Below are 15552 nucleotides of genomic sequence, written 5' to 3' on the forward strand. Positions count from 1 at the left end.
ATAAAAAAGCAGGCTCATCGCCTGCTTTTTTGTGTCCGTTGTAAATGCGCTCTTGTTTCGCGCTTAACGAATATGACTAAGGCTTCGCTTGCCAGCTGATTTTTTGCTGCTTAGCTAATACGCCAGACAAGATACACAGCACGCCGCCTAAACCCGCGTAACGCACAGCGGTTTGAGCCTGCTGCTCTACTTTCGGCTTCGCATGGTAGGCAATGCCTAAGCCTGCAGATCGCATCATTACCAAATCATTGGCACCATCACCTACTGCAACGGTGTTGTGCAGTTCCAGCTCATACTCTTCAGCAAGTTCTACCAAGATATCCGCTTTGGTCTGCGCCGAAACAACATCACCTAACACTTCGCCTGTCAGTTTGCCGTTAACGATTTCGAGAGTATTTGACTGAGCATGGTCAAGCTCAAGCGTATCTTTTAAGTAATCAGAGAAGTATGTGAAACCACCAGACGCAATCGCCGTTTTCCAACCCAGCTTATTCAGTGTGTTCACGAGTTCTACTAAGTCAGGCATGAAAGGCAGTGACTGACGAACTTGTTCTAAGATAGCTTCATCAGCACCTTTAAGTGCGCCGACTCGCTGGCGTAAGCTCTGTTCAAAGTCGAGTTCACCTTGCATCGCTCGCTCCGTGATCTCAGAGACTAACTCTCCAACACCCGCTAGCTTTGCTATTTCATCAATACATTCAATTTGAATTGCTGTGGAATCCATATCCATCACAATCAAACCTGGCTTAGATAAGTCTGGGACCTCGCTAAGGCAAGCATAATCAAGCTTTAAGGCCTGTAGGATTTCTTCGTGTGCCGGGGTTAAGTTTCCAGACATCAACGCCACTTCATAATGCCCAACTTTCCACGTATCAAGAATGGTGTTGTAAGTGCCTGTGAAAAAGTCGATGTCATCAAAAGATTGAGGAGACAAGTACTCGCCGAATACAATCCAGTTGGCTTTGGCTTTAGCGAGTTGAGAAGCGAAACGAGTCTCGGGGAGTCGAGTTAATAATGTTGTATGCCTTTTAATCGGCAGATATTTCTGAGCGTCCATGTGTATGATTCCTAATTAACTATGCTAAACGTTAACCTATTGCAATTTGAAAACGCAAGTCTCAATATGTCTTAATCATAACATTTGTTTATTTCAGGCTTCGTGAAACATGAATGAATCATTGTTCTCAATACGTAACGCTTTACGAATGCTAGCCCTCATTTTGTTGGCTACTATGTTCGTTGTAACGATTAAAAATACGGTCGTGATCAGTAAAGGTAACGAGAAAATCCAAGCAAAGCAGCTAGAGACGCTGACTAAATTACTTATCTCGCAGGCCTCGCTTTCAGCCAGTAAAGCGATCACCCAGCAAGATCAAGAACGACTGCTTGAACTGACTAATCAGCTTTCCCAAGATCGACTGGTATTCGATACCACCATCTATGATGCAGAGGGGATTCGACTGGCTTCAAGCGAAAAAGCACTCTCGGTACGCGAAGTTCTGGGCTTAGACACGCCACTTTCAACAGCAAGTATCGGCAGGCAACAATTAGTTGAACCTATCTACTCGCCAGAAAAAACGATCATCGGCTTTATTCGAGTGACTTTTGAAACAGGAAAAATGACGGCGATTTCTGATCACCATTACCGTAAGAGCGATCGTTACATGATCGGCATGGTCTTGATGGGGTTTGTAAGTGGTGTGCTGTTCGTCATGCTCATTCGTAGAAGAAAAACCAAGTCTGGTGAGAACTTACTGCTTAAGAATGCAAACTCATAAGCTCTGTGATAGAGCCTTAGACTTTGGGCTTTTGACCTTGGAATCATGAAATAAAAACCTCGGATTAGGCAACATGATTTATTTCGATTGAAATCACATAGCCTTCAGAATCCAATAAGTAATGCTCAGTAATAAATCATTACCAATAAAAAGCCCCGACGCTCAGGCAGCGACGGGGCTTTTTGTTATCTGTTAGCTTATCAAGCTATAGCAAAACAATTATTCTTGGTCGCCAAGCAGCACTGAGTCGAGAGCAATAATCATCATGTCATTGAAGGTCGTTTGACGTTCATCTGATGTGGTTTGCTCACCGGTTTTGATATGATCAGAAACAGTACAAATCGTCAGAGCTTTTGCGCCGTATTCAGCACACACGCCGTAGATACCTGCTGCTTCCATCTCTACGCCAACAATGCCGTACTTGTCCATCACTTCGAACATCTCTGGATCTGGCGTGTAGAACAGCTCAGCCGAGAACAGGTTGCCGACTTTTACGTCGACACCGCGAGCTTTGGCTGCATCTTCCGCCGCGCGCACCATTTTGTAATCCGCAATAGCCGCAAAGTCATGACCTTTAAAGCGAATACGGTTCACTTTAGAGTCAGTACATGCGCCCATGCCGATCACTACATCACGCACTTTGATATCTTCGCTCACTGCACCACAACTGCCGACACGAATGATCTTCTTTACACCAAAGTCTTTGATCAGCTCAGTCGCGTAAATAGAACAAGATGGAATGCCCATACCATGTCCCATTACCGAAACCTTACGACCTTTATAAGTACCGGTGTAACCAAACATATTACGAACATTACACACCTGAACCACTTCTTCTAAGAAGGTTTCAGCAATGTATTTAGCACGTAGTGGATCGCCTGGCATTAGAACTACGTCAGCGAAATCACCCATTTCAGCATTAATATGTGGAGTAGCCATTGAAAATATCCTTAATCTCAAAAAAAAAGAAGAGAGAGAGGTTTCCCTCTCTCTAGCTAACTATTATAAAAAGCTTGTACCGTATCCCATTGGCGATGTACCAAAGTATGACGCTAAGCTTTGACCGATATCAGCGAAGGTATCGCGACGGCCTAGAGAGCCTGCTGGAACCTTGTTGCCGTAAACAATCACTGGGATATGCTCACGAGTATGGTCTGAACCCGGCCATGTTGGGTCACAACCGTGGTCTGCAGTCAGGATAAGCACGTCATCTTCTTTCATCATATCGATGATTTCATTGATGCGACCATCGAAGTACTCAAGTGCCGCTGCGTAACCGGCAACATCACGGCGGTGACCGTATGCTGAGTCGAAATCAACGAAGTTAGTAAACACGATAGTGTTGTCGCCCGCTTCAGTGATCGCTTCTTTGGTTGCTTCAAATAGCGCCGGGATACCTGTTGCTTTCGTTTTCTGAGTGATACCACAACCTGCGTAGATATCAGAGATCTTACCGATTGAGTGAACGTTGCCGCCCTTCTCATCAACCAGCTTCTGAAGGATAGTTGCCGCTGGCGGCTCCACAGAAAGATCGCGACGGTTACCAGTTCGTTCGAATTGACCTTTACCCGCACCAACAAACGGACGAGCGATAACACGACCAATGTTGTAGTCAGCTAGCTCTTCACGAGCAATCTGACAAAGGTCTAATAGGTTTTGTAGGCCGAATGTCTCTTCATGACATGCGATCTGGAAAACAGAGTCAGCAGAAGTGTAGAAAATTGGCAGGCCAGTCTTCATGTGTTCTTCACCTAGGTTATCTAGGATTTCTGTACCCGATGAGTGGCAGTTACCTAAGAAGTCAGACAAACCAGCACGCTCAAGGATTCGGTCAGTCAGTTCTTTTGGAAAGCTGTTCTCTTTATCGGTGAAGTAGCCCCAGTCAAACAGTACAGGAACACCTGCGATTTCCCAGTGACCTGATGGCGTGTCTTTACCAGAAGACAGCTCAGCAGCGTGACCGTAAGCGCCAATGATCTCAGCGTCTGCATCCATACCAGGAGCAAAGCGACCTGTAGACTCTTTGTGAGCCATCGCTAAACCTAGCTTAGACAGGTTTGGCAGCGTTAGTGGACCTTTACGATCCGCGTTGTCTGCAAGACCTTGATCACAATGGTCAGCAATGTGACCCATTGTATCCGAACCTACATCGCCGAATGTGTCAGCATCTGCTGTTTCACCGATACCGAATGAATCTAAAACTAAAATAAATGCTCTTTTCATTTTCTTCACCAACTTATTGCTCTTTGCACCAGAACTCTGTTTATCGGTATACACGAGGTATACCGATATCTGTTATTTACACGTCTTCAGAACGAATCTGACGGTAAACGTCTGGCGTTGCTGTATATTCTCCGCCCACAGTGATTGCATTTTGTAATGCCGTCGCAGCTTCTTGCCACTGTTGTTCATTGCGAGCATGAATCATTGCTAATGGTTTATCGTCACTTGCTACTTCGCCAAGGCGAATGAAGCTATCAAAACCGACTGCGTAATCAATGCTGTCTGTTGCTACGCGGCGACCACCGCCCATACCAACGACAGCCATACCAATGGCACGCGTATCCATCGCAGATACTACACCGCTTTCGAGTGCGTACACTGGTTTAACAATTTCTGCTTTTTCTAGGTAATTGTCGTAGTTCGTTACGAAATCTGCTGGACCACCAAGGCCCGCGACCATCTTACCGAAGCACTCTGCTGCTTTACCGTTATCCAGTACTGCCATCAGTTTTTCACGCGCTTCATCTGAATCTTTTGCTAGGTTACCCAGCACCAACATTTCCGCGCAAGACGCTAGCGTAATTTCCAACAAGCGTGGGTTGCGGTATTCGCCAGTTAGGAATTGAACCGCTTCACGTACTTCGACTGCGTTACCCGCTGAAGAAGCAAGAACTTGGTTCATGTCCGTTAGAATTGCCGTTGTTTTCGTGCCAGCACCGTTTGCTACTGCAACGATAGATTTCGCTAGTTCTTCAGAAGCTTCGTAAGTCGGCATGAAGGCGCCTGAACCGACTTTTACGTCCATCACTAGAGAATCAAGGCCAGCAGCCAATTTCTTAGAGAGGATTGAAGCGGTGATTAGCGAGATGTTATCGACTGTTGCTGTGATATCACGAGTCGCGTAAACGCGCTTATCAGCCGGTGCTAGATCGCCAGTTTGGCCGATGATCGCCACGCCAGCTTCTTTGGTTACTGCACCAAACACATCGTTGGTAGGTGTAATGTTGTAACCAGGGATAGATTCTAGCTTGTCTAGCGTACCGCCAGTGTGGCCTAAACCACGACCAGAGATCATTGGAACGAAACCGCCACATGCTGCCACCATAGGGCCAAGCATCAGAGAAGTTACGTCACCAACACCACCAGTAGAGTGTTTATCAACGATTGGGCCATCAAAATTCATGTGGCTCCAGTCAATCACCATGCCTGAATCACGCATTGCACATGTTAGTGCGATACGTTCTGGCATCGTCATTTCATTAAAAAAGATAGCCATTGCGAATGCAGCAATTTGGCCTTCAGAAACCGTGTTTTTAGCGACACCTTGGATGAAGAAGTTAATTTCTTCTGTGGTCAGTACTTCGTTATCACGTTTTCTGCGAATAATTTCTTGAGGTAGATACATTAGTGCCTCCCAAACTCTGAGCGAGTATGGTTGTAGGATAAAGAGGTAATATGGAGTGACTTAACGCCACTCCATCAAACAGACTTGTTATTATCAATACTCTAAATATTTGGCGTTGCAGCTAGGCGGCCAGTTAGTTCATTCCTATGAGCATAGAAGCTCTATGTGATTAGGACGGCCGGCGAACCGGTGAACTTACGCAGTCAACAACGCTGCGGCGTCAAATATGACGAGTAAATTAGTATGCTGCTGGATCAGCAGTTTCGTCTGTCACTTCTAATGTATTAAGAAGGTTAGTCAGTAGGCTTGAAGCACCAAAACGGTAGTGCATGTTGTCTGCCCACTCAGCGCCTAGTAGCTCATCAGCCATTGCTAGGTAAGCTTGAGCATCTTCAGCTGTACGAACGCCACCAGCTGGTTTGAAACCAACTGTTTTAGCAACGCCCATGTCACGAATAACTTCAAGCATCATGCGCGCGAACTCAGGAGTCGCGTTTACTGGGACTTTACCTGTTGAAGTCTTGATGAAATCTGCGCCCGCTTCGATACAGATTTGAGAAGCTTTCTTGATCAGTGCTTCTTCTTTAAGCTCACCAGTTTCGATGATCACTTTAAGCGTGATGTCACCACAAGCTGCTTTACATTGTTTAACTAGCTCAAAGCCAACTTCTTCGTTGCCAGCAATAAGAGCACGGTATGGGAATACTACGTCAACTTCGTCTGCGCCGTACGCTACCGCTGCTTTTGTTTCTGCAACAGCAATTTCGATGTCGTCATTACCATGAGGGAAGTTAGTTACAGTCGCAATGCGTACTTCTGGAGTACCTTGCTCACGCAACGCTTTCTTAGCGGCTGGGATAAAGCGAGGGTAAATACAGATTGCAGCGGTGTTGCCAACTGCAGTCTTCGCGTCATGACAAAGCGCCACTACTTTCTCAGTAGTATCGTCGTCATTTAGCGTCGTTAGGTCCATAAGTTTAAGTGCACGTAGAGCTGCTGCTTTTAAATCGCTCATTTCTATCTCCGATCAATATATTCAAATAGTTAACTACTTCGCCATCCATCCAGTATAGATGGATAATTAAAAATGCTCAGTAGCCACAAATGAACGGACTTGGTTCCCTGAAGACTTGATAACTTTCGCTACCAATTGCAATCCTTGTCACCGCACAGTACCAGTTTGGTCTATGGCACAACAAATCAGTCATGTTGTGTCTAACATCTATAGCGTATCGCTAAGTTTGGCTTAATCCCAGAAGAATAACCTTTAGATAAACCCAAGCGGTTACTTTCTTGCCAACAGAGACATCCTATCCCTTAAGCTTATACATTATAGGTATCCATCAATAAATTGTAGTGCTCCTTAGAACGCAAACGGTTTGTATCTCAAAAAAACATTCTAGACCCATTTTCGACTACGAGCATATGTTCATGCTCTTGCAAAAATCATGGGGCCTAAAAACAAAAAAGCCCCGCAGCAATTTCTTGCTACGGGGCGATATTATTATGGCGTCTATATATCGATTTCTAACTAATTAGAAAGACAGGAAGAAGCCAGCAATTGTTGCTGCCATCAGGTTAGATAGAGTACCAGCAATAACCGCTTTAACACCCATACGAGCGATGTCGTGGCGACGGCTTGGTGCAATACCACCTAGGCCACCTAGAAGAATCGCAATTGAAGAAAGGTTTGCGAAACCACATAGAGCGAACGAGATAATTGCTTGAGTCTTAACAGACATTACTTGGCCAGTTGCTTCAACGATTTGAGCGTTCTCACCGATGTATGGTACGAAGTTTAGGTATGCAACGAATTCGTTAACAACTGTCTTCTGACCAATGAAAGAACCAGCGATAGTTGCTTCTTCCCATGGAACACCAATGATGAATGCTAGCGGTGCGAAGATCCAACCTAGAAGAAGTTCTAGAGTTAGGTGTTCCATACCGAACCAACCACCGATGCCACCAAGGATACCGTTGATTAGAGCAATTAGACCGATGAATGCTAATAGCATTGCACCAACGTTAAGAGCTAGTTGTAGACCAACTGATGCGCCACCTGCTGCTGCGTCGATAACGTTAGCTGGTTTGTCATCGCCACCGTCCATTTCGTCAGCGATGTTATCGTCTGGCGTATCTGTTTCAGGCTTGATGATTTTAGCGAATAGTAGACCACCAGGTGCTGCCATGAATGACGCTGCAACTAGGTACTCTAGAGGTACACCCATAGATGCGTAACCTGCTAGTACACCACCAGCTACAGAAGCCAAACCACCACACATTACTGCGAATAGTTCAGAGTTAGTCATTTTAGGAACAAAAGGACGAACAACTAGAGGTGCTTCTGTTTGACCAACGAAAATGTTTGCTGCTGCAGACATAGACTCGGCGCGAGAAGTACCTAGAGCTTTCTGAAGACCACCACCAAGAACTTTGATTACAATTTGCATTACACCAATGTAGTAAAGTACAGAGATAAGTGCAGAGAAGAAAATCAGAGTTGGTAGTACTTGGAAAGCAAAGATGAAACCGATACCGTCAACTGAGAAGTTAACTAGGCTGCCGAATAGGAAACCAGTACCGTCTTTACCGTAGTCGATCACGTTTGCTACACCAGCAGAGAAACCTGCAAGTAGATCACGACCCCAAGGGATGTAAAGTACGAATGCACCAAGTGCGAATTGGATAGCGAAAGCGCCACCCACTGTTCTTAGATTAATAGCTTTGCGGTTGTCAGATAGTAGTACTGCGATTGCAATCAGTGCAACCATTCCGACGAGGCTCATAAACAGGCTCATAGTTTATGACTTCCTTATTAGTTATTTATTGGCGTGTTACAAAATGGGGCTATAAAGCGGAGGCAATTATACTCATGCGACCACTAATAAAGTAATGCCATCCTCACACTTTCGTACAAGATTCATGTACCATTCACACGCAAATGTGAGCCAAATCACAAGCTCAGTGCAATTTACGCAAACGATAAACAAAAACCCTCGATTTTATTCACATATACCGAATGCTCGATGGCTATTTTGCCATATTTGCGCTGCAACCGATTGCTTTGTCTCATTTCTAAGCAAAATAAGTTCATTTAATATCGTAACTAAATATTTGGAATGATTAACATTTCCTTGGTTTCCGTACACAGGCATGTCGGGAGCATCCGTTTCCAACACCAAGCATTCAAGGGGCAGTTTAGCGATGGTTGTGCGCGTTTTTTGCGCTCTTGGGTAAGTGATCGTTCCACCGACGCCAATATAGAAACCGAGCTTGATCCACGCCAAAGCCTGCTGCTCACTCCCCGAAAAGCCGTGAATCACGCCACCCAAAGTGAATTTGTGCTGCTTTATTAGCTCAATAAGTCGGTTGTAAGACTTCCTTCCATGGATGATTAAAGGCAGTTCAAATGCCTTCGCGAGTTCCATTTGTTGGATGAAAAAACGCTCTTGTTTATCTCTATCTACATCAACAAAAAAGTCGAGTCCGCACTCTCCTATCGCAACACATTGGCTCGTTCTTGAAGAGAGTAATTGGCGAAGTTCCGAAAATTGCTCATCCTCCGCTTGCTCTAAAAAGTAAGGATGAAAGCCTAATGCGTAGTAAATATTGGGGTGAGATTGAGCTATTTGATCAAGCTTCCTCCAGTTACTTTGACCAATAGAAGGGATCAGCAGCTTCTCGATGTGTGCTTGTTTCGCCTCTTTAACGTAACCTTCAATACCTTTATCAAGTGCAATACCTTGCTCAAAGATGTCAAAGTCCGCATGGCAATGGGTGTCAAACAGCGGAAATTCACTTAATTCTGGTGTCATCTTCCCTACTCTCTGTTTGTTGTCCTTGAGGATCACGGCGATAAGCCACACAGCTGCGCTTATTTTCAGGCGTTAAGCCAAGCTCTTCGCACCACTTATCGTATTTCTGAATCCAAGCTTTTATCCAACTGAACATACTTACCTCAAGTCTTGCCTCAACATTCAAAAAAATAACACATAAAATAAAACATCAAAACTACACATACAAATTAAACCAAAGCTCAAAATGTAACCTAAAAACCCTAAAAGCATAAATTACATTTATACATCAACACTAGCTGGCTATATTGTTGAAAATCTCACCAAAGCGAATAATAAACGCACTTGCCAAGGAGGCATTGATAGCAAGACGCTCCATTCAATAACGAGATCCTACTTTATGAAAGCATCACTCTTAGCCATTTCAATTTCTAGCGTATTAGCTGCACCTGTTTTTGCTTCTGCGCTTCAAATTGACGTAGAACTAGCAAACCAACAAACACTTCAACTTATTGACGGGCAGATGAACGCTATCGATGCTTCTGTTCAGTATAAATTAAACGAACAATATGCCAATGCCACTCCAGGCACGACGGCTACAGTCGATGACGTAACGTACGAGAAACAATCTAACGGTACTTGGGCTGCAGTTGGTGCGGCTTCTGCTGCATTGGTTGCAGGGTTGTTAAGTAGTTCTTCATCTTCAAGTTCATCTGATGATGGCAACACAATACCAGAGCTTCCTGTTACTACATCAATGGACAGTATCGGCACATGGAAAGTTGCGGATAATGATAGTGGATATCTTGTGCTTATTGCCGGACAAGAGGTTTATGTTGATGCAAGCAATGTGACACTCAACAACGATGGTACAGCAACCATTGTTGTGAACGATCGCAAGCTTACGCTAGGAGTCAATGGAGACGAGCTTTACCGAGTAGATCAAGTTAGCCGTCCGGAACTCGAATCCCCACCAACCTCTGACTCTCCTGTTGATAGTGAAAAAAACCACATACAAATAATTCAAGATGAAGACTCGACCACTCAACAAGGTATTGTTTACCTAAATGGTGAAGCAGTTGCCTCTGCGCATATTGAAAACGGTAACCTAGTAATTAGTAAAGGCTCGGAAAGTATGCCTGTAGCCTTTGATATCGTTCAGTCTGATGAGTCTGGGCATTTTGTACGTCTTCATGTAGGGAGCGACAGAGATGGCCTCTTGATCCACGTTAACCCTAACGGAGTTGTCTCTCAAGCAGATCCAAGCCAGATCGTTCCTCCGGGCAAACCTAGTGACAATGAAAAAAATCATGTTCAAATAGTTCAAGACGAAGACTCGACCACTCAACAAGGTATTGTTTACCTAAATGGTGAAGCAGTTGCCTCTGCGCATATTGAAAACGGTAACCTAGTAATCAGTAAAGGCTCGGAAAGTATGCCTGTAGCCTTTGATATCGTTCAGTCTGATGAGTCTGGGCATTTTGTACGTCTTCATGTAGGGAGCGACAGAGATGGCCTCTTGATCCACGTTAACCCTAACGGAGTTGTCTCTCAAGCAGATCCAAGCCAGATCGTTCCTCCGGGCAAACCTAGTGACAATGAAAAAAATCATGTTCAAATAGTTCAAGACGAAGACTCGACCACTCAACAAGGTATTGTTTACCTAAATGGTGAAGCTGTTGCCTCTGCGCATATTGAAAACGGTAACCTAGTAATCAGTAAAGGCTCGGAAAGTATGCCTGTAGCCTTTGATATCGTTCAATCTGATGAGTCTGGGCATTATGTACGTCTTCATGTGGGAAATGATAGAGATGGCCAATTAATTCATATCAATAACAATGGCGTCATATCAAAACAAAGTCCAAATAACATAAACCACACACAAAAACCAATCGATAATAGTAGACTAAAAAGTATCGACCCAACCAAGCTACAGAAAGCTAAATCAGCAATTCAACAGCGTTTACGCAGCTAATAGTTAGCCTGATTTAACCCGCTCACCCGATAATAGTTACTCCGATTATCGGGTGTTCTACTCACTAGCTAAGGAAAGCGATTCGGAATTTGAATATGAAACGCCTTCTATTAATACTTGCTTCAACCTTCCCTTTTTACTCATCTGCAAATGACACCCTTATTGAATCTATTGAGCGTTTTACTGATATTTTTTCCGTCAGCTTATCTCAAAATCCAGACAATGAGAAAACGGTTGCCACTCTTGATATAAATTATCAAATCAATGATAAGTTGCGTGTTTTTGGAGAAGTTGATACTCAAGAATACTGGCAAGCCGGTGTTGGCTACTCTTTCTGGCAAGGCGATACGTACTACACTGAAAATACGGTAAAAGTCAGTGAGCATGAAATCACAACGGGAATCTTTGCCGCGAAGCTAATCCATGAACAATGGACATTAATCGGAGATCTTAATTACAACTACATGGATAGAGATTTCGATGCTTGTCTTCCAAACTTATGCGTGGAATATAGAGCCTCTGATACATTCGATTATAGCGCTGGCGCTCTGTGGAGCCCGATTCAATATGCTGATTTTCTTTACAAATTCAACCAAGAAATCGGATTCAAAAAAGATACCCAGGACTTTTACATTAAAGATGATATCGCTATAGGGCCTGGATATATCAGAAATGAAACTAGAACCAACATCCACTATCACGAGGTAGCTATATTCCTTAACTTGAAGTATGTAAAACCGTCCGTGACCTACACGATATACCCTGAAAATAAAAACTATGTGGAATTCGGTTTAGCCTTCGATTTCTAACTATTTAATAAGTGTTTAAGCTGATCTCGCAACTCTTGATGCTGCCCATTAGTTTGATACTTCTTGTGATAGAAAAACTCAAACTCCACAGGACGCATTGAGAATGGAGGCTCATGAATTTGTAAACCTATGGTTTTAGCCAAATGGATCATGCTAACCGGAACCGCAGCAATATAGTCAGTTCCTTTTACAGCTAAGATCAAGTTAGTTAGATTTCGAACTTCAATTGCCACATCACGTGTGAAGCTCTTTTCGGAAAGAAAGTCGACTATTTGAGTATCTTGTCGAAGTAACTTCAAGGTTACATGCCGTGCTTCAAGAAACTCATCCATCGAAATCTTCTCACCAAATTGACTGTTCTCAGGATCACTCATAAGAAGCAATCGATCAGTAGTTGCAAATTCAGACGCTAAACTTGACTGTTTAGGTAAACCAGTATCGACCACTAAATCTACTCGGTTGAGTCGGATATCCTCGACAACATTCTCTACAGAAATTGGGGATTCAACCAGCTGAACACCATTGAGCATGGGCATTTTGTGGAGCAGATTCGCAGGCATATAAACCGTAAAATCACGTTTTCTTGATACTGCTCCTTCCATCAACTCTAAAGCATCAGATAATTGACCAGCCAGTTTGTGAGCCATTGAAGTTGGTTCTATTGAACGCCCAACTCTTACGAACAACGCATAACCTACGACCGCTTCAAACCTCTTGATTGCAGCACTAACCGCAGGTTGAGTTAACTCTAACGATTCAGCAGCTTTGGTTATCGATCTTTGTTGATATACAGAGAGAAATGGCTTTACTAAATTGAGATCAAACACGCTTTACTCCATCAAAACGGTGTACTCTTAGTGTAACAAAAAAGCCGAATGCTAGGAGCAATTCGGCTTTAATATTATCCAACAATGTTATCTAGAGCTGTCCCGATTAGTGCTCGCGCGTCGCTCGGAATTGAACTTCTGGGAAACGTTCAGAAGCTAGGTTCAAATTCACCATAGTCGGTGCAATGTAAGACAGGTTATCACCACCATCTAACGCTAGGTTAGCTTGGCTCTTACGTTTGAACTCTTCTAGTTTCTTAGCGTCATCACATTCAACCCAACGTGCAGTTGCAACGTTCACACCTTCGTAAATCGCTTCAACGTTGTATTCCGCTTTCAAGCGCGCTACAACCACATCAAACTGAAGTACACCAACCGCACCAACGATCAGATCGTTATTTTGCAAAGGACGGAAGACTTGAACCGCGCCCTCTTCAGAAAGCTGAACCAAGCCTTTTAGAAGTTGCTTCTGCTTCAGTGGATCGCGCAAGCGGATACGACGGAATAGCTCAGGCGCAAAGTTAGGAATACCTGCGAACTTCAAGCTTTCGCCTTGAGTAAAGGTATCGCCAATCTGGATTGTGCCGTGGTTATGCAGACCAATGATGTCACCAGCGTATGCTTTTTCAGCACGCGCACGGTCACCCGCCATGAAGGTTACTGCATCTGAGATACTCACGTTCTTACCAGTACGAACATGGTTCATCTTCATACCTTGGTCGTAAGTACCCGATACGATACGCATGAATGCGATACGGTCACGGTGTTTTGGATCCATGTTTGCTTGGATCTTAAAGACGAAACCAGAGAACTTCTCTTCAGTAGCTTCAACATCACGCTCATTCGCTTGACGCGTTTGAGGTGCTGGAGCCCATCGAGTTAGGCCATCAAGCATGTGGTCAACACCGAAGTTACCCAATGCAGTACCGAAGTAAACCGGAGTCAACTCGCCAGCAAGGAACAGTTCGTGATCAAACTCAGGACATGCGCCAATAACCAATTCAAGCTCTTCACGAACGCTGCTCGCCAGATCTTCGCCAACAGCTTCGTCTAGTTCAGGGTTATCTAGACCTTTGATGATACGAACTTCTTGGATCTCATGGCCATGGCCAGATTCATACAAGATCGTTTCATCACGGTGAATGTGGTAAACGCCTTTAAACTCTTTACCACAACCGATAGGCCAAGAGATTGGAGCACAAGCCATACCTAGCTCGCTTTCCACTTCATCTAGCACTTCCATTGGGTCACGAACATCACGGTCAAGTTTGTTCATAAACGTTACGATTGGTGTATCACGTAGACGTGTTACTTCCATCAGTTTACGAGTACGATCTTCGACACCTTTTGCGGCATCGATAACCATCAAACAAGAGTCAACCGCTGTTAGTGTACGGTACGTATCTTCCGAGAAATCTTCGTGTCCTGGAGTATCGAGTAGGTTTACTAGGCAATCGTTGTATGGGAATTGCATTACAGACGTAGTTACCGAGATACCACGTTCTTTTTCCATCTCCATCCAGTCAGATTTAGCGTGCTGGTTAGAGCCACGGCCTTTTACGGTACCCGCTTTTTGAATCGCGTTTCCGAATAAAAGAACTTTTTCAGTAATCGTGGTTTTACCCGCATCCGGGTGAGAGATAATTGCAAACGTTCTACGTTTGCTCACTTCTTGTTGGAAAGACATAGTCGCCCTTTGCTGATCTAAAGCGTAAAAAGGGCAAGTAGATAATACTTGCCCTTGAATTCTGTGTGCGGATTATACAGAAAGCGTATCACTTTCTAAAGGGTCAGTTTACACCCTATTTTGAGACTAATTCTGTGGTTAGTTATTTAGTCGGCTAAAAACGTAACATGACTAGCTAAAAGACATGAAAAGATAGCTCATAATGATCGCATCTTCGTTGCCTTGCTTAGTTGGGTAATAGTTACGACGACGGTCAACTTCATTAAAGCCAGCCTTCTCGTAAAGATTAAACGCATTCACATTACTTTCGCGAACTTCCAGCCAAGCACTTTCAGCGTCAGCTTGTTCACACATATCGAGAAAGTGCTCAACCAAAGCTTTGCCGTAACCTTTACCTTGCTGCTTGGGGTCAACTGCTATCGTCAGCAAAGTCACTTCACCGACAATGTTCTGAGCATAGAAATAGCCGACAACCTCTCCGTCCACCTCTAAAACACGGTGGCAGCCTCCACGGCTACTAAGATCACGAATCATGTTTTCAGACCAAGGATGAGAATGCGCGGTCTGCTCTATCTGCCAAATAGCGTCGAGGTGTTGTTCTGAAGTGGGTAATAATTGATTAGTCATAAGCACAAATTTGTTGCCATAAGTCGCGGCGATGTTGGTTATTACCGTTAATGTCAGACAGTAATGGAGATTGAAGTGTTTTTGCCTTCAGTTCATGGGCAGAGTCACAACCAGCAAACCATACCCATTCAACCGAACCTAAATCCACAGCAGACAAGTGTTGCGGTTGAAGGTGTAAAGCTTGAGATAAGTCGAGCTTGATACTTTTAAGTACGCGTTCAAACATCACGGCGAGATCTTCCTGAGGTTTTTCAGCAGAAACCAATAGTAACTTGCAGTCGCTCGATAGCGGAATCAATTCAGATTCGTAGCCAGCCAAGCGCTCTGGATGACTAAGCTCCCATTGGCTAATGCCCATCTCTTGCAGGTATTGTGCGTGTGTTTGTGACATATCTAGCGGTGTAACCTTAGGTTTATTGGTATTGGT

At 44.1% G+C, this 15552-nt stretch carries 15 protein-coding genes; 3 read left to right on the forward strand and 12 right to left on the reverse strand.

Annotated features, from left to right (window positions below; translation table 11 throughout):
- Positions 1-76 precede the first annotated feature (76 nt).
- Complete coding sequence (gene serB / locus QWZ07_RS19045) at positions 77-1057, reverse strand: phosphoserine phosphatase (protein WP_017108778.1); 981 nt, start codon at positions 1055-1057, stop codon at positions 77-79.
- A gap of 109 nt (positions 1058-1166) precedes the next feature.
- Between serB and QWZ07_RS19050 the strand changes: the two genes are divergently transcribed.
- Positions 1167-1778, forward strand: coding sequence for a YtjB family periplasmic protein (locus tag QWZ07_RS19050; RefSeq protein ID WP_017108777.1), 612 nt, complete (start codon positions 1167-1169; stop codon positions 1776-1778).
- A 219-nt stretch (positions 1779-1997) separates the two neighbouring features.
- Here QWZ07_RS19050 and deoD read toward each other — a convergent pair whose 3' ends face one another.
- The 7 genes from deoD to QWZ07_RS19085 all read right to left on the reverse strand — a co-directional run bounded on the left by deoD (position 1998) and on the right by QWZ07_RS19085 (position 9357).
- The gene (gene deoD, locus QWZ07_RS19055) at positions 1998-2717 is read right to left on the reverse strand and encodes a purine-nucleoside phosphorylase (RefSeq protein ID WP_192852273.1); all 720 of its coding nucleotides are present in this window, start codon (positions 2715-2717) and stop codon (positions 1998-2000) included.
- A 63-nt stretch (positions 2718-2780) separates the two neighbouring features.
- The gene (locus tag QWZ07_RS19060) at positions 2781-4001 is read right to left on the reverse strand and encodes a phosphopentomutase (RefSeq protein ID WP_065111283.1); all 1221 of its coding nucleotides are present in this window, start codon (positions 3999-4001) and stop codon (positions 2781-2783) included.
- Positions 4002-4077: 76 nt separating this feature from the next.
- The gene (gene deoA / locus QWZ07_RS19065; protein ID WP_029225893.1) at positions 4078-5406 is read right to left on the reverse strand and encodes a thymidine phosphorylase; all 1329 of its coding nucleotides are present in this window, start codon (positions 5404-5406) and stop codon (positions 4078-4080) included.
- 238 nt (positions 5407-5644) lie between these two features.
- Complete coding sequence (deoC, locus tag QWZ07_RS19070; protein ID WP_017080007.1) at positions 5645-6421, reverse strand: deoxyribose-phosphate aldolase; 777 nt, start codon at positions 6419-6421, stop codon at positions 5645-5647.
- A 520-nt stretch (positions 6422-6941) separates the two neighbouring features.
- A complete protein-coding gene (locus QWZ07_RS19075) occupies positions 6942-8204 on the reverse strand; it encodes a NupC/NupG family nucleoside CNT transporter (protein ID WP_017108773.1) in 1263 nt (420 codons plus the stop codon).
- A gap of 204 nt (positions 8205-8408) precedes the next feature.
- Positions 8409-9221 carry a TatD family hydrolase gene (locus tag QWZ07_RS19080; RefSeq protein ID WP_192852274.1) on the reverse strand — a complete coding sequence of 271 codons (813 nt, stop codon included), beginning with the start codon at positions 9219-9221 and terminating at the stop codon, positions 8409-8411.
- A complete protein-coding gene (locus QWZ07_RS19085; protein ID WP_192852275.1) occupies positions 9202-9357 on the reverse strand; it encodes a DUF5363 family protein in 156 nt (51 codons plus the stop codon). Before QWZ07_RS19085 ends, QWZ07_RS19080 begins: the two co-directional genes overlap by 20 nt.
- 243 nt (positions 9358-9600) lie before the next feature.
- Between QWZ07_RS19085 and QWZ07_RS19090 the strand changes: the two genes are divergently transcribed.
- Positions 9601-11175, forward strand: a complete 1575-nt coding sequence (locus tag QWZ07_RS19090; RefSeq protein WP_192852276.1) for a hypothetical protein — start codon at positions 9601-9603, stop codon at positions 11173-11175.
- Positions 11176-11270: 95 nt separating this feature from the next.
- The gene (locus QWZ07_RS19095; protein ID WP_192852277.1) at positions 11271-11984 is read left to right on the forward strand and encodes a hypothetical protein; all 714 of its coding nucleotides are present in this window, start codon (positions 11271-11273) and stop codon (positions 11982-11984) included.
- Here QWZ07_RS19095 and QWZ07_RS19100 read toward each other — a convergent pair.
- The 4 genes from QWZ07_RS19100 to QWZ07_RS19115 form a co-directional block, all read right to left on the reverse strand.
- Positions 11981-12811: a LysR family transcriptional regulator gene (locus QWZ07_RS19100; protein ID WP_192852278.1), complete on the reverse strand. Its 831-nt coding sequence runs from the start codon at positions 12809-12811 to the stop codon at positions 11981-11983. The two genes, QWZ07_RS19095 and QWZ07_RS19100, sit on opposite strands and share 4 nt — an antisense overlap.
- Before the next feature lie 106 nt (positions 12812-12917).
- Positions 12918-14498, reverse strand: coding sequence for a peptide chain release factor 3 (gene prfC, locus QWZ07_RS19105; RefSeq protein WP_012604694.1), 1581 nt, complete (start codon positions 14496-14498; stop codon positions 12918-12920).
- Positions 14499-14669: 171 nt separating this feature from the next.
- Positions 14670-15125, reverse strand: coding sequence for a ribosomal protein S18-alanine N-acetyltransferase (gene rimI / locus QWZ07_RS19110; protein WP_102559743.1), 456 nt, complete (start codon positions 15123-15125; stop codon positions 14670-14672).
- Positions 15118-15516, reverse strand: coding sequence for a DNA polymerase III subunit psi (locus tag QWZ07_RS19115; protein ID WP_192852335.1), 399 nt, complete (start codon positions 15514-15516; stop codon positions 15118-15120). The genes rimI and QWZ07_RS19115 overlap by 8 nt, the downstream gene beginning before the upstream one ends.
- Positions 15517-15552: the final 36 nt, after the last annotated feature.

It is taken from the genome of Vibrio lentus (assembly GCF_030409755.1).
Lineage (GTDB): Bacteria > Pseudomonadota > Gammaproteobacteria > Enterobacterales > Vibrionaceae > Vibrio > Vibrio lentus.